This is a genomic window from Halocatena salina (assembly GCF_023115355.1).
Taxonomy (GTDB): Archaea; Halobacteriota; Halobacteria; order Halobacteriales; family Haloarculaceae; genus Halocatena; species Halocatena salina.
The window spans coordinates 151,553-171,057 of sequence record NZ_CP096022.1 but is presented as its reverse complement, the minus strand read 5'-3'; the positions used below and the strand labels follow the sequence as shown (position 1 = coordinate 171,057).

General features: G+C 53.2%; 14 protein-coding genes and 1 pseudogene. 3 read left to right on the top strand and 12 right to left on the bottom strand.

What is annotated here, in order from left to right:
- Nucleotides 1-346: 346 nt before the first annotated feature.
- Together MW046_RS17845 and MW046_RS17840 are read right to left on the bottom strand one after the other, a co-directional pair.
- Nucleotides 347-2,182: an ABC transporter ATP-binding protein gene (locus tag MW046_RS17845; RefSeq protein WP_247995867.1), complete on the bottom strand. Its 1,836-nt coding sequence runs from the start codon at nucleotides 2,180-2,182 to the stop codon at nucleotides 347-349.
- Nucleotides 2,179-4,092, bottom strand: coding sequence for an ABC transporter ATP-binding protein (locus MW046_RS17840; RefSeq protein ID WP_247995866.1), 1,914 nt, complete (start codon nucleotides 4,090-4,092; stop codon nucleotides 2,179-2,181). The genes MW046_RS17845 and MW046_RS17840 overlap by 4 nt, the downstream gene beginning before the upstream one ends.
- Nucleotides 4,093-5,808: 1,716 nt before the next feature.
- Between MW046_RS17840 and MW046_RS17835 the strand changes: the two genes are divergently transcribed.
- Nucleotides 5,809-6,078 carry a hypothetical protein gene (locus MW046_RS17835; protein ID WP_247995865.1) on the top strand — a complete coding sequence of 90 codons (270 nt, stop codon included), beginning with the start codon at nucleotides 5,809-5,811 and terminating at the stop codon, nucleotides 6,076-6,078.
- On the opposite strand, the gene MW046_RS17830 is transcribed toward MW046_RS17835, so the two are convergent.
- Together MW046_RS17830 and MW046_RS17825 are read right to left on the bottom strand one after the other, a co-directional pair.
- Nucleotides 6,050-6,433 carry a hypothetical protein gene (locus MW046_RS17830; protein WP_247995864.1) on the bottom strand — a complete coding sequence of 128 codons (384 nt, stop codon included), beginning with the start codon at nucleotides 6,431-6,433 and terminating at the stop codon, nucleotides 6,050-6,052. The genes MW046_RS17835 and MW046_RS17830 overlap by 29 nt on opposite strands.
- A 238-nt stretch (nucleotides 6,434-6,671) precedes the next feature.
- A complete protein-coding gene (locus tag MW046_RS17825; protein WP_247995863.1) occupies nucleotides 6,672-7,610 on the bottom strand; it encodes an alpha/beta hydrolase in 939 nt (312 codons plus the stop codon).
- 219 nt (nucleotides 7,611-7,829) lie between these two features.
- Here MW046_RS17825 and MW046_RS17820 point away from each other — a divergent pair, with 219 nt between their 5' ends.
- Entirely contained in the window at nucleotides 7,830-8,000 is a 171-nt protein-coding gene (locus tag MW046_RS17820) for a hypothetical protein (protein WP_247995862.1), read from the top strand.
- Nucleotides 8,001-8,474: 474 nt separating this feature from the next.
- Here MW046_RS17820 and MW046_RS17815 read toward each other — a convergent pair whose 3' ends face one another.
- The 5 genes and pseudogenes from MW046_RS17815 to MW046_RS17795 all read right to left on the bottom strand — a co-directional run bounded on the left by MW046_RS17815 (nucleotide 8,475) and on the right by MW046_RS17795 (nucleotide 13,896).
- A complete protein-coding gene (locus MW046_RS17815) occupies nucleotides 8,475-9,008 on the bottom strand; it encodes a tetratricopeptide repeat protein (RefSeq protein ID WP_247995861.1) in 534 nt (177 codons plus the stop codon).
- Nucleotides 9,009-9,177: 169 nt separating this feature from the next.
- On the bottom strand, nucleotides 9,178-9,405 hold the full coding sequence (locus MW046_RS17810) for a hypothetical protein (protein WP_247995860.1): 228 nt from the start codon (nucleotides 9,403-9,405) through the stop codon (nucleotides 9,178-9,180).
- A 1,260-nt stretch (nucleotides 9,406-10,665) separates the two neighbouring features.
- Nucleotides 10,666-12,075 (bottom strand): annotated as a pseudogene (locus MW046_RS17805) (transposase); the annotation flags it as partial.
- A 47-nt stretch (nucleotides 12,076-12,122) separates the two neighbouring features.
- Nucleotides 12,123-12,974 carry an aldo/keto reductase gene (locus MW046_RS17800; protein WP_247995859.1) on the bottom strand — a complete coding sequence of 284 codons (852 nt, stop codon included), beginning with the start codon at nucleotides 12,972-12,974 and terminating at the stop codon, nucleotides 12,123-12,125.
- 244 nt (nucleotides 12,975-13,218) lie between these two features.
- The gene (locus MW046_RS17795) at nucleotides 13,219-13,896 is read right to left on the bottom strand and encodes a helix-turn-helix domain-containing protein (protein ID WP_247995858.1); all 678 of its coding nucleotides are present in this window, start codon (nucleotides 13,894-13,896) and stop codon (nucleotides 13,219-13,221) included.
- A gap of 159 nt (nucleotides 13,897-14,055) precedes the next feature.
- Between MW046_RS17795 and MW046_RS17790 the strand changes: the two genes are divergently transcribed.
- Complete coding sequence (locus MW046_RS17790) at nucleotides 14,056-15,027, top strand: oxidoreductase (protein ID WP_282190258.1); 972 nt, start codon at nucleotides 14,056-14,058, stop codon at nucleotides 15,025-15,027.
- Here the strand turns inward: MW046_RS17790 and MW046_RS17785 are convergent, their stop codons facing one another.
- From MW046_RS17785 to MW046_RS17775, 3 genes are all read right to left on the bottom strand, one after another.
- Nucleotides 15,028-15,705, bottom strand: coding sequence for a helix-turn-helix domain-containing protein (locus MW046_RS17785; RefSeq protein ID WP_368411453.1), 678 nt, complete (start codon nucleotides 15,703-15,705; stop codon nucleotides 15,028-15,030).
- A gap of 590 nt (nucleotides 15,706-16,295) precedes the next feature.
- The gene (locus tag MW046_RS17780) at nucleotides 16,296-17,900 is read right to left on the bottom strand and encodes a transposase (protein ID WP_247995855.1); all 1,605 of its coding nucleotides are present in this window, start codon (nucleotides 17,898-17,900) and stop codon (nucleotides 16,296-16,298) included.
- A gap of 534 nt (nucleotides 17,901-18,434) precedes the next feature.
- On the bottom strand, nucleotides 18,435-19,442 hold the full coding sequence (locus MW046_RS17775) for a TIGR04024 family LLM class F420-dependent oxidoreductase (RefSeq protein WP_247995854.1): 1,008 nt from the start codon (nucleotides 19,440-19,442) through the stop codon (nucleotides 18,435-18,437).
- Nucleotides 19,443-19,505 lie beyond the last annotated feature (63 nt).

Here is a 19,505-nt window from a genome sequence, read left to right as displayed (position 1 = left end):
AGTAGGTACCACCAAGCATTTCAAAGGTGAAGCGTCCCAAAATGGATCGCGACCGCTATGATCGTACCTTCAGAATGATATAAAATCCCCGACTGTAGTTCATTGATAGAAACACTGTGTGGCGACGAAGCGACAGAACCCAGAATCAATATGTGTTATTATAGAATTATTGAATAAAAATATACCTCATTCGAAGGTGTCCATACCTTGGATGATCCTGATGTGTACTTTCTTTCAGAGTATTCAATACTTCTCATATGTTATATATTTGATGTAAATATATTATTTCATTTAAGCGTTGGAGAGGCGTGTGTTATGTAGTAAACAATATCTGAACCGCTGGATACTACTCACTGACTGCCCCGACCTGAACGTTCCAGAGGTCCGCGTACGTCCCATCACGGTCCAAAAGCTCCTCGTGTGTCCCCTGCTCGATAATCTCGCCGCTATCGAGAACGACGATCCGGTCGGTATTGCGGACAGTTGAGAGTCGATGGGCCACGACAAGCGTGGTCCGATCGGCGGTCACCTCATCAAGCGACCGCTGGATAAGGACCTCGGTACGGTTATCCACGTGGCTCGTCGCCTCATCGAACACAAACATCGGTGGATCCGCGAGGAGAACCCGAGCGATGGCAAGCCGTTGGCGCTGTCCCCCCGACAACGTCACACCACGTTCGCCCACCTGTGCATCATACCCATCATCCAACTGGCTGACAAACTCGTGTGCACCCGCCGCTTTCGCAGCTGCAACGATAGTGTCGTCGGCAGTCTCATCGACCCCGTATGTGATGTTTTCACGGATCGTTCCAGTAAAGAGGAAAGGGTCCTGCGCAACGTAGCCGATCGAGCGTCGGAGCGATGTTCGTGAGAGATCGCGTACATCGGTGCTATCCACACGAACCGTCCCGTCGTCCGGATCGTAGAATGCGAATAAGAATTTGAGAAGTGTCGATTTCCCAGCTCCTGTTTCGCCGACAAATCCGACTGTCTCGCCTGGTTCGATCTCGATATTTATGTCATGAATCACCGGTTCGTCGGTGCCAGGGTAGCTGAATGAGACATTATTATATGTGATATGTCCGTCTGGATTAATAAAATCTGTCTTCTCTTCGTCTCGTGATGGGTTCATACGCTGGACACTGAGTATTCGTTTGGCTGCCGATGTCGCTCCCTTGTACAATCCTGTGAACCAGGCGGCGAAACGAACCGGCCGGACGAGAGCTTGGGTGTAGTACATGAATGGGATGAGTTCACCGGCAGTGAGCGTTCCCGAAAAGACCCAAAATTCCCCATCGATAACCCATTCGGTCCCGATAAACAGTGTGACAATAAATGCAGCACCAGCGAGGAGGCGCATTGACGGTTGGTGACGGACATTGACGAGGTGGGCGTGCCAGTTCACCACTCGGTGCCTGTCAGATAGGTTGCTGACTCGCTGAGTCTCGTGGCGCTCGCCGCTGAAGGCTTTGACTACCTGAATACCGCTGATATTCGTCTCTAAGAGGGCATTCAACCGGCCAGTTTCTTCGCGGACATCGTCGTTTCGGATCTCGTGTCGATTCCCAAACCAGCTGTTGATCGCGAAAAGAACTGGAGCGATTGTTAGTGAAATGAGCATGAGTTGCCAGTTCAACAGTGCCATGTAGACGAGCGAACTGACTAGTATCGTGAGTCCCGTTGTAGCGAGACTGGGCCCGAACTCCAAGAACCGTTCGAGTGCGTTCACGTCACTGTTGAGGACGCTCATCACATCGCCCGTCTGGTGACGATCGAAAAAATTCATATTGAGTCGTTGGACGGTGTCAAACGCGTCGACGCGAATCCGGTGGAGTAGCCGCTGTGCGAACAAGGAGAATGCCCACTCCGAGCAAATTCCAAAGCCCAAATCGACGAGCTTGATTCCGGTTAAAAGCGCGACGGTGAAGACGAGCTGCTGAGTCGGATTGCCTGGAATCCATCCGTTTGGAAATAACGGGATCGTATATGCCTGATCGTTGAATACCGCATCGAACGCTAACCCGATGATGAACATATCGAGGCTGCTCAACGACTGAGCAACAAACGACGTAACGATACCGACGCCGGCATATCCGAGGTCGTTTCCCTTGCTCTTCCAGACAAGTGTAAGGAGTGGCTGTTGCTCGTCGGTCCCGGCCACGATTCGATCACGGACACTCATCGAAACACCTCCTCTGTCTCTCCATCGAAGCCACTCCGATTACCGACAGTTGTGTCAAGGAATGTGTCTGAAACCGAATCCGTCTTGCCGACCTGTACCCGCCAGAGGTCCGCGTACGTCCCACTGTCATCAAGAAGACTCTCGTGCGTGCCACATTCGATGATCCGACCATCCTCAACGACGATGATTTGATCAGCGTTACGGACGGTCGAAAGCCGGTGAGCGATTACAAATATCGTCCGATCACCGGCGAGCGCATCGATGCTCCGTTGGATCTGTCGTTCGGTCTCGTTGTCGATGTGGCTCGTCGCCTCATCCAAGATGAGGATAGGAGGGTCCCGAAGCAGGGCACGAGCGATAGCGATCCGCTGACGTTGCCCACCAGACAGATCTCCACCACGTTCGCCGACCTGCGTGCTGTAGCCCGCGCCGAGCTGCGTGACGAATTCGTGTGCACCGGCGAGAGTTGCAACTTCCTCTATGGCGGTTTGATCGGTATCGTCGACGCCGTACGCGATGTTCTCACGGATCGTCCCGTAGAACAGGAATGGATCCTGCGAGACGTAACCGAGGTGTTCCCGAAGACTACGTTGCGACACGTCACAAATGTCAGTCCCGTCGATCCTGATGGTCCCGTCGTCAGGATCGTAGAACCGGAAGAGGAGCTTCATAATCGTCGACTTGCCGGCCCCGGTTGGGCCGACGATTCCGACGAGTGACCCCGGTTCGACCGTGAAATCTACTCCAGACAACGTTTGTTCGTCGGCACCGGCGTAACTGAACGAAACGGTATCGTACTCGACGTGCCCCGCATTGACCTGCAAATCATGCCCGGCAGCGGGATCGAGACGATCACTTTCAAGGATGGCGACGATGCGTTTGCTCGATGCCAGCGCGTTCTCATAGCTGTCGAGCACTTCGAGCATGAGCTGTCGGACTGGCTGGTAGAACGATTTGGTGTACAACAGGAAGGTCAAAAGCGCCCCGGCTGTCAGCGAATCACCTAGCAGTGCCGGAGCGCCGTTGAGAGCCATGTATGAGCCGATGGCGAATAACCCGATGAAAGCGAACGACGAAATCGTCCAACTGCTGAGATCGAACGTGAGTCGAAGCCGAATAGCCGACCACTTTCGATCCCGGTATTCCTTTGACGCTGCTTCGACGGCCGCGCGTTCGTCGTCCTCGCGAGCAAAGCTCTTGACTGTCGCAATACCATTGATGCTATCCTCGAGTCGGGCGTTCACCAACCCGACACTTTTGCGGACCTCCTCGTAGATCGGTTCGACGCGGGTCGTATACCACCGACTCAAAAGTGCTAGCATGATTGGCATGAGTAGGAGCAGTACCGCAAGTTGGGATTGGAGCGTCAGCATCAACCCAAAAGCAACGAGGAGTTGGGAGAGAAAGCTGATCCCTCGAAAGACGTTCTCGCTAAACTGGGCAAGATTACTGACGTCGTTGTTGAGGACGCTCATCACGTCACCTGTTTGCCGGTTATCGAAAAACCGTAGATGATGAGTGACGAGTGCATCGAACGTATCGACGCGGATATCGTGTAGCGTCCAGTAGCGAGCAGTTCCACTGACCCGCCCGGCAGCCCAATTCAGCCCAGTATCGAGGAGATACGCGGCGACGAGCAGCCCAACAGTGAACTGAATCTGCGGTTCAGTAGCGATCGGAATCAGACTATTCGGAACGAAGGGAAGCGTGTACGGAGTCTCGGCGAACAGTATCGCGTCAAGTGCAACCCCAACAACCAGTGCCGGTACTCGCTGTGGCACCTGCGCGAAGAACATCCCGATAGCAGCGATACCATAGCGGAGCGTGTAGGACCGAGTATACTGGTCGATCAGATGCTGGAGAGGGTTTCCAATGTTATTTGGAACCTGAAAATCAGATGACTCACTCATGGTCTCACCTACATCCTGGGGCTACCGCCGGTGTCGCTGAAGTAGCTCTATCACGAGTTGATAACAGATTCAGCAACGATGGTTCAAGGCCTGTGAGGACCCACTCTTCATCGGCATCGGTACGAGAAGCTGCTCGAGACCTTACATCGACCGGGACAGACTCATCTAGGTACCGATCGCAGGCGCTGATGCGAATTGATTGCGCTCGAAGATATCTCGAAGTGCGTACATATTTCTCATTTCTCACTCTCAAATCGAAGAGCGAGCTATCGAACCATGATGGGAACCAATCGTCCTCGCCTGAAGCGTATTCTTGGGAGTAGCGTTCGATACCGACCCCTCGCATGTCCTCGCCGTTTCGATACCGCAGTGATTCATGCTGGTTATCGGAATAGGTATCATGGAGTGTCTGCGCAAAGGGGTCCGACATTCGTTATTATGACCAATTGTTCCCCAATTCAAATCCGCTATGGTGGTGTGTGTGGAAGTGACATACTATCGTCAATCCAATACACGAGCTCGGTGTTTGCGATGAATCCTCACTATGATATAACTCAACGTGGACAGAGCACTAGCCTATAAGGCAGGTAACGGCAGTTCAAATCCGTATCTGTTTTCACCCGTTGCAGAGTCGATCGATTGGGAATACCCTCGACTGAAGGAGTGATAATTATCTCTCAATTGAACGCACCCGACGTGACTGACGGTTACGGGGCTTAGTGCTAGAACTAGATAGTCGTACTCATCCTCGGACAGCGACGTGTATTGGTTGGATCGAAGGATTCCGCAGATAGGTAAGGTAGGTATACCACTCATTGGATGGGTTCGATGATGGTTCAAATTCATTAGTTGGACAATCACAAAAGCGTTGTCACTCGCCAGGGACGAACCGAATTGTACGTCCAGCATCTGATTCGGTAGCATCAGCATTAACGAAATGAGTTCAAGACACTCATCCGCAGTCAGTATCGGGGTATAGTCCATCTCACCACTAACACCACGAATAGGCAGATGGCGAAGAACTACGAGGAGCCGTTTACGAGGGAGTAAACGCTTTGGTATCCAACCACGAGCACTGAAAGTCGCTGCTATCAGTAATGCTCCGGTTAGATAGAGGAGGATCGTCATGAGAAATCTAAAGGCAGGTTTGAGGATGATTAATATAAGTAATCTATCAAAAACAGATGACAATGAGTCCGAGGCTACCGATCGCTCTCGATCGACTACCGTTCTGACTCACGAACCACTAAAGCCAATAGACATCTACAGATTCATCAGCTCTGGAGTCGAATAAAAGGCACCCATCAAAACCATCTTCCGAGGTTGTGGCAATCCCCTACTTCGGAGGATAGATTTCTGTAAATAGCTTTTGCTCACGCAAGTCGTGATGGAATTTGTACATTCGTGCCACAAGACGGCTTCTATCGGTATGCTAGTCGGTCTCAGATACTGGCCTGAATATTCCAGCAAGTAGCTGGTAATTGTGCAATCTACTTGAGGCCTGATCAGCAAGCGATGAAGGTTCTTCTTGCCAATTCAGGTCATATCCTCTATCAGCATCCTGATTCTGAGTTGGAAAATGAGGAACTGAATCCGAGAGAAATACCTTTGATTCAAGTTCATGAGTAATGCTGTACGCAAACTGGAATTCACTAAATTCTGAGTTTGGCACGGTTTTCCAGACAAACATGGCACTAATATTCATTTTGCTATCTAATGAGTACAAACACAACGGATTTTAGCCATTTCCTTGCGATGGACTCGGTTCCCTTCTTTACCACGTTCGAACTACTTCGAGCACCGAGCTCGTCGAGGGCGGCCGTCCACGAGAGCGTTGTGTACGTGACCTCGATCTCGGTCCCGCTCGTCGAGTCGCCGGTTGCGACCGCTCCCGTGTCGGCGTTGTACACGGCCTCTCCGGCCGACGGCTGGGACGGTGGCGACTCGGTGACGGCGCTCACGTCAGTTCCGCTGCCGTCGACCTGAATCGCGACCGGCGACGTCCTCGAGATAGGGACGGTCGAGACGGTCTCGGAGTTCGTCGATTCACTCTCTCACCGACGACCTCGGTCGTCTCAGTCGCCTCGAGAACGATCGCCCACACCGCGCCGACGTCCTCGGCGAATGCCTCGGTCGCAGCGTTGTGGACATCCAATCCATCACCGAACGCCGTCGCGACGCTTGCAGCGTCGGTATGACGGGTTGCGTTGTTGAACCCATCTGTTGGTTCTTCACTCGTCGGGGGACTCCCGACGAGGGCAACTGTGCTGAACTGGTCGCGCGGCGCTGCACCGATATCCGCGTCGACCGTGATGTCTACTAACTGGTCTGGGCGTGGCACTGTGTATCATTCCATAATACTGGTCGTTAGTCTACTCGACTACAGAACCGACCGACAGATCGGCGTCCCAGCCACCATCAGGAACGCACGTGTGGAAGGGCCAGAGTCGTTAGAATCGGAATATGACCTCGTACAACAAACTGAATTCATCGAATCACCACTTGATGAACACCTATGGTTATATAGCACACACCCTTATTAATATTATATCTAGAAATAGTAAAGAAATTCTATATTTTTATTTAGATTGATGCAATCCTAACATAGTGGGTGCTAAATCGTCTACCACACCATACTTATAATCAATGTACTGACAGTGCTGTTTCATTCCTGTTGCATGATCAGTATAATTATCTGGTTTTGGACCAGTGGCAATACCTTTATATCCTACTGGCCACTTACCATCCATAATCTCCCGGTAGACATCCCTAAGAACGGGATCATCTTTGCTATGCCAGTTGTGCAGATGCCAACATCCCTGTTGTATACCGGGCTTGTAACCTCCACCAACATTCCGATCATACACAGCACCACCAAGGAAATGTACGATATCTATCCAATCGTTATGGACCCCCGCAAGATAATCGAGACATTCTAGAGCCACCTTTGCGCCAAGTGAATGGCAGACAAGATTAACACGTTTATCATTGTTTCCCGTCCAGCCACGTCCATGCAGATAGTCTGCGAGCCATGTGCCAACCATGTCGCAATTTTCGAGGGCTGTCCCCCAATCGGTTACCGAAGAACCGGATGGCCAAATAAAGGAAAAGCTGGATCCTTCATAGCCTAAGTCACGCAGGTGTCTCCATACTTCGTGTCCGTCATCAATTGCCCCCTGTCTGCCAGTTTGGAATCCATGAATATAGATAGTGAGGCCATTGGAGGCATTCGGCAAATTATGTTCAGATTGGGACCATGGATCGAGATATCCAAACCAACTTGGTGCTTGTGCTGGTTCATGATGACATTCATACCCAAAGCTTCCCGCGGCTGCGGTCCCACTGACTGCAGCCAACCCAGTCACACTGATAGCTGCCGATGCTGTTCCCTTCAATAGTGTTCGCCGACTCAGTGGTTGGCTCGTCAAGGGGGATGATCTCTTGGTAGAATCGCTGTTCGTCGGTTCGTCAGGTGATGCTGTACTGCCGGTCACGTCAGCGGAGTCGTCCTGCATCATAGATCGACAACTGAGACCACGACCGGATGAATAATTATGTCATCGATACATTGTGAATGATTACTTGAAAACATATACATATACTTTTTTGTTCGTTTATATTGGGGTTGAGGTGTTCCCTAAATTCGCAACAAGAATGAGGTGGAACTGCCGTTCGGTACTCCCCCGTGTCTAACGTGTGCAAGAGATTCGCGGAAAGTATCCAGTTCCGAGACGGGGATGGCCCACGACGAAGCAGTCACTACCGAGGCGCTCGCCAGCGACATGGAGCAACCCGAACGTCGAAGCATCTCGAGGATTGCGTCGATTTCCTCAACTTTGCTCCCTACGGAGGTCGACCGTCATATAGTCGAGGGCAACGTTAACGATGCGTGTCTCTATCTCCAGTAGATCATCAAGTCGGTCGACCTCATAGACGTGCATCAACTGAAGCGACGGCGTCCTTGAATTTATCGGGCCGTACACCGAGATATGCACAGGCCGCATTCAACGAACGTCCGTGAGTCGTCTCGTGTCCCCGAATGCACTGATGATATTCATCGTCGTCTCGCCAGCAAATCTATTACAATAGATTCGCTGACGCTCCGAGACGAACGTCGTGAGTGAAATCATAGTTCGTCGAGTCACGCGTTCGCGTCATTCTTGCCTGCTGTGACCTCAGCTACTGTCGAGAGCCAACCAACGGTCTCCCTAAAAGCGTCCTGAATTATGCATTGCTGGGCCAGCTAGCCGACATCAGATATCGCATCACGGAAGTGTCTCAGAGTCGGTACCGGTCAGTTCCCCTCGATATCGATGACCTCTGCGAGCACCTCAAACGACGTTCAGTCTATCGAAACACCTTAGAAAACGGAGTATTCGATCTCAGTCGTCATTATCACTTGCGTCGTCGACCACCCAATATTCGTCGATCGATACGGACACATCGAATTCGGCATCCTGAGCCAGGGTAACTGCCATTTCGTAGTGTTCACGTATGGTTTCGGCCTCGTTCTGGTTCTTGAGGATCGCTGCGAGTCGTTCTACGCTCTCAATCACATCGCGCACAGCACCCATCTCGCGGTATAACGCTATGGCTGTCTCGAAACGCTCACTGGCCTGTGCTAGGTTCCCTTGCGCACGGGCAGTCTCACCCAATTCGATCAGCGTCTTCGCCTCCCCGTAAGGGTGACCATCACGACAGAGTGACAACGCCTCTGTGAGGTGGGTTGTAGCAGCAGCAAAAGCACCGCGCTTGCGCATGGTGACACCGAGAAACAGACGTCCCATTGCCCTGTACTGAATGTTCTCTGTTTCGCCCCAGATGACCAAGCTTCGTCGGATGTGCTCCTCTGCCCCGTCTATGTCGTCGTGCTCGAGCACAATTGTTCCGAGGTTGAGTAGACCAAGCGCTTTCAAATCTGGGACACCGGCATCCTGAACGATATTAAGTCCTCGTTTGCAATGGTCACAGCACCCTACAAACCCAACACGGGATTGAAACGACGCTCTACGTCCCGATGCGAGGCGGTTCAGGACGAGTCACAGCACCTTATAGACGAACCCCAGTCAGGTTGAAGCACGTTCGCTATGGACTGTCGGTAATATGGAGGTCCCCATCGACGGCATACAGATATCCCTTTGAGAGCAACCGATCGAGAACGCTGTGGGCAACGGACGGCTCACAATCGAGCTCTGTAAGCGCGGTGACGGCCACCGCTCGTGAAAAACTGCCTGCAACCGGCTTGTAGTCTTCATACAGTCGCTCAAGCGCGGCTTGTTCAGTATGACTCAGTGGTGTCCGCTGGTTCCGCATACAGACATGAACGGTCCCAATCACTGAGACTGTTCGGGTCCGTGCCAGTGTCGGCGATAGCGAGCTATCAGAGGGTGAGGGTTGCTCCGAACTGTCGTCCTATCGTGGATCGCGTGTTCGTTCAGTGAGAGATCGTCTCATAGAACCACAGACTGTGGCGTATATCCACCGAATCGATCGGAACGAACTGGGGATCTTCGCGATCGCACTTGCCTTCGCCCAGCTCTTTGCCGTTCAGTCTCGATTGATCAGTGCTATTCAACCCCGTATTCGCGTACTGTACACTCCTCGGAGCCGAGCAAGCGTTTTACTCGGTTTAAGCCCCCGAGCATCGGTTTCCAGTCCGATCGCCGCTTCAATCGCATTCTAGCCGAACATACGAGCAATGACACCACCATGAGGATGGCGTCATCACGATGGGCTTCATAAGTCTCGACAGTCAGTGTGTTACCATCAATCCGTAACGCAACGGAGACGAGAGCCGTTTGCGCCCGAGTCTTTTCTAATAGAAATCTTATACTTTCGTCTATATACGTTGTTGTACAGAGTGAGGAAACATCCATGGCTATAGCCATTGTCCTCCGCTTCTGGTTCAAATAGTGAGTATTACATATTCCATATTTCAAAACCATATTAATGGGATAGAAAAATGTAATAACAGTATTTGACATTACGGTTGTTTTAGCTGGGTGTTACATAATCTGGTATGGGTTTGAACATGGCGTCTGCGTCGGTGACGAATGTGGTCCAAATATCTTATTCATCGGTGTAGGAATTGCTGTCATTAGCTATGTGATATTGTTGTCTGTCGCGTTACAATATCGTAAGGTGTTGTCATCAATACACTATCGAATATAACACTACTGGGTTGGAATTGACAGACGTGGGATTCGTTGGCGACGTGAGGTACTCTTCGAAGCGTTTCAGGGGGAAGCAATGAGATCCTCAGATGTGCCATTGTAGATAGCGCTCGAACGCGCAAGCCAATCCGGCTATACTGATTCAATCCCGTGATACCGACCATCGGGAGGTGGCTCAATCATGGGCAGTGACCGATATGCGTTGTTATACGCTGATGTCGGCTAGGTAGCCGATCAATGCACGGATCGAGTGTTCGTTTCGGTCATTTTCTCAGCGTGATAAACAGCCACTGGTCAGTTTCGGGTCGACATCTCGGAATCATCCGATCAGGCTGTGAAATGAACGTCTGCTGAACAGTGCCGCCGCTCACGAACCGGCAGTCACTGAGGTGGCCGGGCGTCAATCAGGCGGGTCGAGACCGTAGAATTGCTTGGCGACGGTCAGAAACTGGTTCGCATCGACGCGCGGTGCGTACGACGTGTTCTCGCCGTCGATGGCGAGTTTCACCAGCAGATCGACCAGCCGCCAAACGTTATACAGCACGCACGCGAACGCGAAATTGAAGAACCGATAGTCGCACTCAGTTGAGGTGGTTCGCACCATGAAGTGCTTCTGCTTCTTGAAGCCGTTCTCGATACCCCAACGGCGGCGATACCATCGGATGAGGCGCTCGATCATGTGGATGAACGCCCTCCCGTCCATCTGCTGATCGTCGGCGTTACTGGCGGTTACGTAGGGGTGATTCGTCTCGAACACGACGGTTTCGCTGGTGTCCACCTCTCCCTCCTGTGCTTTCTTCTTCCGCTCTTCGACATCCTCTTCGCGCCGGATGTCCGCCAGTAGCCGCGAGAACGACATCCCCTCGCTCGGTTCGCCCTCTATGTCCTCAAACTCCCACTCACCGCACATCCCCGTCCAGACTGCTGAGAGATCGTCGTCCTCATCCTCATCATCCGAGTTCGATTGCTTCGGGAGATAGACCTGCTTGCGCGTGGGCGTTCCATCGTCGGCTTTCCCCTCCGTGACGTGGAAGCGCTTGCCGTTGCGGTACATCCATGCGATGGTGTCTGCTTCGTCGCTGGTGGCGAAGATGCGCGTCGGATTCAGGTAGTGAACGTCGTACTCCTCGCAGGTGTCCTTCACCGACTCGCTATCGAACTCCCGATCCATCATCACGAGGTCGATGTCGACCATCTCGGTTGCCTGCGACAGAAGCTTCTCGACGATCTCGTGCTTCGACTGGCCGCGCTCGCGTGGCATGGCGTCAAGGACCAGCGGAACATCCATCCCGACGATCTTGCACACCGCCCATTGGTAGTACTCGTTGCCGTCCTTATATCCGAGAATGTCGTCCTTGTGATCTTCTGTATCGCCAGTGAACGGGAAGCCCTTGGTCACGTGGATGGCCGCAAAGACTGACCCGTCGAGTTCGCCGTTCTGGCGAGCCCGTGCAATGAGCATCCGAGTGGTGTTCCGGAGCATCTCTCGGATCTCCGTGACGGAGGGTTTCCCGATCTGGTAGCGGTGGGTCGATCCAGTTGGGATACGCTCGCGCGTCGTATCGAGGGAGAACGAGGCCGGACCGCTGCGGGCGTACATGTCCTCGCGCATCCCCATATAGGCATGTTGCTCCCAGAAGGCGTTCTCGTGGATCTCCCAGTTCTGTCCCCGATCGAGCGCGAAGACGTCGGTCACAAACGGTTGGGCCTGCTGCCAGCCCTCGTCGGTCTTCTCGGCGATGAACTGGTGTTCGGGACGGCTGTCAGCATCTGATTCAACCACTGCGTCAGTGTCGATCCGATCGGAAAGCGGCTGAGGACTGGTGGAACTGAAGAGGAGTTAGCGCTCGTGAGCGCTCAGGTATCGGCTTCCACTTCGCTCAGTTGTTTGACAAATTCTGGGTCCCGGTGGTCAGGGAACAGTGATTCAGACTCATTTAGCTCTGAGATCGTGGTCATATCTTCATTACTCAGCTCGAAATCGAAGATATCGAAGTTCTCGACCATCCGCTCCTCATGGACTGACTTGGGGATTGCAACAATTCCTCGCTGTATCAGCCATCGAAGAACGACCTGTGCAGCCGATTTGCTATACTGCTCGCCGATCGAAACCAGCACCTCGTTCTCGAAGAGGTTGTTCCGTCCTTCAGCGAACGGCCCCCAGGACTCGTGCTGAATCTCATGCCTTCTCAGGAACTCAGCGTCTTCGATCCGCTGGTAGAAGGGGTGTGTCTCGATCTGATTGACTGCGGGAACGACCTCGTTCTGGACGATCAGGTCGATCAAGCGATCCGGGTGGAAGTTGCTAACACCGATAGCTCGAATCTTGTCATCGTTGTAAAGGTCCTCCATTGCTTGCCATGAGCCATGAACGTCACCGAAGGGCTGATGGATCAGATACAGATCCAGATAGTCCAGTCCTAGTCGATCGAGTGACCGTTCAAACGCCCGCTTCGTGCTTTCGTAGCCAGCATCCTGTATCCAGAGCTTCGTGGTGACGAACACGTCCTCTCTCGCCACATCGCTCGTCTCGATCGCTCTGCCAACAACCTCTTCGTTCTCGTACCCGGACGCAGTATCGATGAGACGATACCCGGTACGGAGAGCTTCGGAGACGCTTCGTTCACATACTTCGAGATCCTCGATCTGATACGTACCGAATCCGAGGATCGGCATTTCCACATCGTTGTTTAGCTTGACGGTTTCCATTTCTACATTTGAATGTAGACTGCACGCAATTTGGATTCGATGCTATTCTAAAACCCCCTTTAAGTCCCTTCGCCTAGCCCGAACACCCCTCCATAGAGCGTACCGGATAGCAGCATCTGATAGAGACTCAGGAAGTGGTTCAAGCATGGGATTACATATCGATATGACAACGCTTGCGGGAAAACAGCGATAATCAATGGAATTGATACCATAAATTTATGATTGAAGAAATGAAAAGATAATGTCACGTCGAAAGGTTAGTCAGCGATGGCTGTGTCCCGATCGTCGACGTGAGTAACTGGCGCTCTCCTCGGCGAAGAAGATTCGACATTGAGGGTTGAGAAATACCCATCTCCTCAGCTAAGTCGCCGGCCGTGGCCTGTCGGGGATTATCGTAGTATCCGCGAGAGATAGCGAGCGCCAATGCCTCGTATTGCCGGTCAGTTAGCCCATACTGTGTGTGTTCATCTGGGGACGGAGAATCTTGTGTGATCGAGATAAGATCAACCCGAATGCCATGCTCATCGCAATGATTCCGCATATTATTGAACGACTCATAATCCCGAAATATCTTCTTTTCGTACCAGCCCTCTGAAGTGATGATCGTTAGTTCTATCTGAGCCTTAGCGAACCGTCCGGGAACGAACGCTTCCGAAACAATATCCTCCAGTTTGACGCTGAGCTGATAGACGTCCCTGCCGCTCTCGCGTCCAATGGGGGTTGTCCCTACTACTTCATCGAGAGCAATGAGATCATCTTCGGTAACACCATCAGCCGGGTCGAGATGGACGACGAACACCTGAGAGTCCCCTCCGAGACACAGGCCGTGTTCACACTCGAGTTGATTGGACGGTAACGATTCTGCGAAACTAACGAACGGAAGCGAGGGTGAACTGATGAGGAGTTCCGCAGTCACTGTCATAGGAAGTAGGAGACGCTACGCAGACTTAATCCTCTAGATCGGTACAGCCGGTGCCGACTCATATTCATTCATATCCTGTTGTGCCTCCACAAGAGTGTATTTAAATGTACTTCTATATTAGCACAGCACTCAGGACCGTAGACTCACTTTGATCAGAGGATGGAAACGTCGACACAATCGGATGACTGGACTGCAAAGGATATGCCCGACCAATCTGGCCGCACAGTCATCGTGACTGGCGCGAACAGTGGGCTAGGATTCGAAGCGACCAAGGCATTCACGCAGAAGGGTGCGCACGTCGTCATGGCATGCCGGAGTCTTGAGCGGGGAAACCGTGCACGGCGAGAAATTGAGTCAATGACCACCGGTGCATCACTGACGGTGCTGGAACTCGACCTTGGAAGCCAAGCATCGATTCGACAGTTCGTCACCGAGTTTGATTCCGAGTTCGACCGACTCGATGTACTTCTCAACAACGCTGGTGTGATGATGACGCCGTACTCGACGACGGAAGACGGATTCGAACTACAGTTCGGCGTTAACCACCTCGGACACTTCGCACTCACTGGACTCCTCATTGACCATCTTTTAGAGACGGACAGCGAGACGCGTATCGTCATGCAGAGCAGTGTAGCCCACAGAAATGGGACTGGCGAAATCGATTTCGACGATCTCAACGGAAGACAGTCATACGGCCGATTCGAGGCGTACGCGCAGAGCAAACTCGCAAATTTGCTGTTCACGTACGAACTGGACCGTCGACTTCGCGCAATTGGGACCGATACGATTGCTGTCGCCGCTCATCCTGGCTCGTCGGCGACAGAACTCCCCGACGGCGATTCCGAGATGGAGACCTCTACTATTCGTAAAATATTTTCGAAATTTGTAAACACCTTCCTCACACAATCCGCCTCTACCGGCGTGCTTCCAGCACTTTATGCCGCGACAGCTGAGAACGTCGACGGGGGCCACTACTTCGGTCCGGACGGGTTCTTAGAAATGCGAGGAAACCCGACTCGCGTCGTTTCAAACGCGACATCCTATGACCATCCTACTGCACGCCGTCTTTGGGATATCTCTGAAGAGTTGACCGGAGTCACGTTTGAGCTTGAAGAACCACAGCCCGCATAGCTACTGGGCACGCGGATTTACTGCCAACATCGGACCGAGGGTCTGACTGATGAGTTGCTTCTCGGCTCGGCGGAGGAGATCAGACGCAGATGGACCAGAGATCCCAAGTTCGTTAGCGAGTTCCTGCGTTGACAGAGCACGTGGCGAATCGTAATACCCCTGGGCGAACGCGATCGAAATTGCCCGATACTGTTTCTTTGTGAGTCCAAACTGATCTGGTTCTCCAGGGTTTTCGGGGTCCGCTGCGATATTCAGCAAGTCGAACGAGATGTCATGGGCCGCGCAGAGGTCTCGGTGCGTGTCAAGCGCATCGTAGTCGGAGAACACCTTCTGATGGCGCAGCCCTTCGTCGGTAACCGTCGCGTTCATCAATACGCCTCTAAAATTCTCGTGGTCGTGAGAGACAACGAGTCCAGATTCGTCGTCGATGGTCAATCGATAGAACCATCCTTCTGCTGTCCGTCCGATTTCTATCGCGTCAACGATTTCAGGTTGGGTATCGACACTCTGCTCGAACGCCTTTCGCCAGTTGTCGGCTACAGTCACTTCAACGAGAAGTCGTCCATCTTCGAGCGGGATTATATTGGAGATCGGCACGTTGTTACTTGGCATTGAACTCGCTAGACCAACTAACGGGAGCGTTCGGTCCGCAAGGAGAATTTCTGCGACGATTGCCATAGCGGATAATTGGAGCCGGGATGCTTAATTTACATCGGTGAAGGTTCTCACATCGGGATTCTCACAGGAGTTGTTTCGAGAATACACTGTTTTGAATACTAGATACAGCAGAGGTCAGCTAGGTTGATTCGTCATGCACAGCTCCCGGCGTAATTTAGACTCCGGTGTTGTTTTCGATCCCAGCCGTGCATGAGAAATCCACCTGCCTGACTTCAGGAGCCTTGAGTAGATCGCACGATTACCAGCCACTCACTGGAGTGTTCGACCCAGTATCTGAGACTGGCTAGCATACGGATAGACGCCTTCTCGTGCCACGGTATCGCAAATTCCGTTTCGATCAGTGTGAGAAAAGGCCATTTACAGAAATCCATCCTCCGAAGTTGGGAACGCCCTGACTTCGGAGTGTAAACGGGACATTGATGCCGTCACCTTCAATTCAGAACATTGTCTCAGAAATCATCTCGTCGCACAGTGTGCCTCGAGAATGGAACTGGGAATCGACGTGGATAGCACTACTATCGCCGACTAGCGGAGGTTATGGCGAGAGCTGTCGCTCCGTGTGACGTTCTCCACACGGCAGTGCAGCACGCTTAGCCAGCGTCGAGTTGGAGATGGATCGCGATCCAGTCAGCCAACTCACCAGCTGTGATAACCGGCGTATAGTCGGTGATCTCACGTGACACCGTCGCTTTCAGCAGGACATCCGTGAGCCGCCAGACGTTGTACATCAGAATCCCAAACACGAAGTAGTAGATGCGCAGTGCGTGGTCTTTCGAGGATGTCCTTGCAAGAAATTCCTGCTTGATCGAGCGATACTCGTTTTCGATACACCACCGATAGGCGTAGTGGTCGACCCATGCTTCGGCGTCCTCGGGATCGATCGACTCGTTCGTGATGAATGCCTGTGTCTCATCATCCCTCCTGGGCACGTAGAGGATGCGACACTCGTGCGAGCCCGTCTCGACTGCGACGTTCACCTGCTCAACCGCAACGTCTTCACCATCCTGGTCCATCCGATCGATACACTCGAGTTCGGGGGAGCGTTCGATCTTCGGCAGGAGGTACCGAACGCCGAGATTGTCCAACGTCTGGTAGACCTTCATCGAGTCGAAGCCACGGTCTGCGAGAACGAGGTCGATCGTCACAAATTCCTGCGCTCGCTGAACTAGTCTTCGCACGGTTCGATGGTAACGGTGTGGTGGATTATCGTCCCACTCGGAACTCTCGATCACCGGTGCATATGCCAAGACGATCGGCATGCTCTTGCCGACCAGCGAGAGCGTGGCAAACTTGTAGGCTGTCTCGTCGGCTCGCTTCGTGCCGCTGACCTCGGCAGGAATGTCGTCCTCGGCGTGGTAGGGCCAGGTCGTAATGTCGATGGTGACAGTGACGGGTGGTTGAAGGATCTGGAGATGATTGACTGCGTCAAGGAGATTGTCGATCGACCGATCGAAGCCTGCTTGAATCATTGCAGGCGTGTATTGCTTGACCGTCCGGAGGTGGGTATCTCCGTGAGGCGTGTAGTCCTCGCCGAAGAAATTCTCCATACGCGATTGGCCCTGAGGCGTTCCAGAGCCGCCAAGCGCCATCAGTGCCTGAAGTTCATCGAAGCGACTGTCGGGGTACACCGCATTCCCGGCTCGACCAGAGTCGAACGCACCGAAGACAGTCTCGCGAGCATGCCGGACGTGTTTGCGAATTTGCTCGGTGGTGAACTCACCGACATGTCGTTCACGGAGATCTGAATCGGTCTCGTCGACGTGTCGGGGTAGCCGGAGATCAAGGGTGGTCTCGTTCTCGTACGCAGCAGCGACGAGGCGCTCACTCACTGAGAGGATCGAACGCTTGGTCTCATCTGAGAGGTGGACATTCCACGCGGTCGTGAGCGTTTGACGGGTTGGAGCCGTATTGTAGGGGCCGAACTTCGCCGGATCGAAGCCAAGCCGAACGGCTCGGTCCTCTGTGGAGAGCCACTCGTAGAGGCCGTGCCACGAGAGCCCAGCGAATTCACGGCAGAACAGTGCACGAACGGTTGGGACAGCATCGTACGCGAGTATTTCGAAGCGCTCGTCGTCCTCGTCCTGAAAGAACAGATGCACGTTCAGCTCCCGAATGAAGTCAACGAGCGTTGGCGCCGTTTCGAGCCATGTAAGTCCATCATCAAGCACCCGTTCAGACTCATTTGCGGCACTCATGGCAAAAGACTGGGGAGGAATGAATAGCTACTTACACTGTAATGCTCTATTTTTCTACGATACATTTCATGCCATTTCCTGGGTGATGAAGATACTGTGGTCTGTCCGCTCAGTAGTGTTCCCGACTTCTCCTTACACCTGTGAGTGATGAGCCTCACATCGGTCACGTCACTCTCTCGATTCGCGTACACAATATCGGTTGTTCTTGGGATATAACAATGATCTCCGACGAATCGATCGTCATGCGGGGTGCAGATGGAACTGATGGGGTGTCTGTCAATCATCTCCGCTTAGTAGCTCCGTCTGTGTGGCCGCCGCCGAAGCCGGCTTCGGTAGCGACGCGCGCAACCGACGACTGAAACACCCATGTAGTCAACACCACGATCGGGAGCATTCTCCTCTACCGTCAATGAATGTACCGGAATGATGATGGACACATCCCCGCATCTCGGGTCTGCCGTCCGGACTCGTAGGTACCTATCGAAACGGTTTGTGGCATTGTGACAGATGAAGGAAGATATCTGGTGAGATTGGCTACAGTATCTCCTCGAGTGCTTCCATCGTCGTTTGCTTGTCCTTTGGTCCCATTCCGCGGACGAAGCCGATGCGTACCGCGCTCACGTTATCGATATTGGCGAACTGCTTGACTCGCTCGCACACCTCTTCTGGTGTCCCCGCAGCGGCAACACCATCCAAGAGGTCGTCGGGAAGCGCGGATGCCATGGTAGCTAAATCCCGGTCCTCCCACGCGGCTCGTATCTCTCCAACGACATCCTCGTAACCCTGTTCGGCGATAGATTGGCCATAAAAGGGACCGTACGCACCGATGAGAAAGGCCACCATCATCCGAGTTTCCTCACGGGCACGCTCTGGGTCATCACTGGCGAAACACCGCACGAGCGGGGCAACCCGTAGGTCCGCTGGGTCACGGCTGCCCAACTCCGCTCCGCGTCGGAGGTCATCCATTCGCTCATTGAGGCCCGCAACAGTAAACAACTGTGGTACCCACCCGTCAGCGAACCGCCCAGCGAGTTCGACAGCCTTCGGGCCAAGAGCGGCGACGTCTATCGGTGGCGGATTCTCGGGCACGGACCGGTCGTAGGAAAGGCCGCCCAGCTGGTAGACCTCACCATCGTAGCTCACGGAGCCGCCTTCGTACACCGCCCGGACGATATCGATGGTCTCCCGGAGACGTCGAAGCGGTCGGTCGAAGGCTACTCCGTGCCAGCGTTCGGCGATGGCGGGCGAACTCGTCCCCAGTCCGAGCCTGAATCGCCTGCCGGTCGCCTCGTGCATCGTCAAGGCGGTCTGGGCGAGGACGGTCGGCGAGCGGCCATACGGAGAGAGCACGTCGTTCGAAAGTCCAATATGGTCTGTTCGCTCGCCGATGACGGCGAATGTCGTCACCATATCCCAGCCAGTCGTCTCGCCAGCCGAGACACGCTCGAAGCCGTGCTCCTCGGCACGACGGGCCTGTGCGGCCACTCCATCGAGCGAGTCGTGGTCTGAAACGCTCACTACGAGGTCAAGTGGTACTGTCATGGGTGTGGTGCACACTGGATGGTGATGAAACGACGTTCGGTTGGCTCCGCTCGTTGGAGTTCT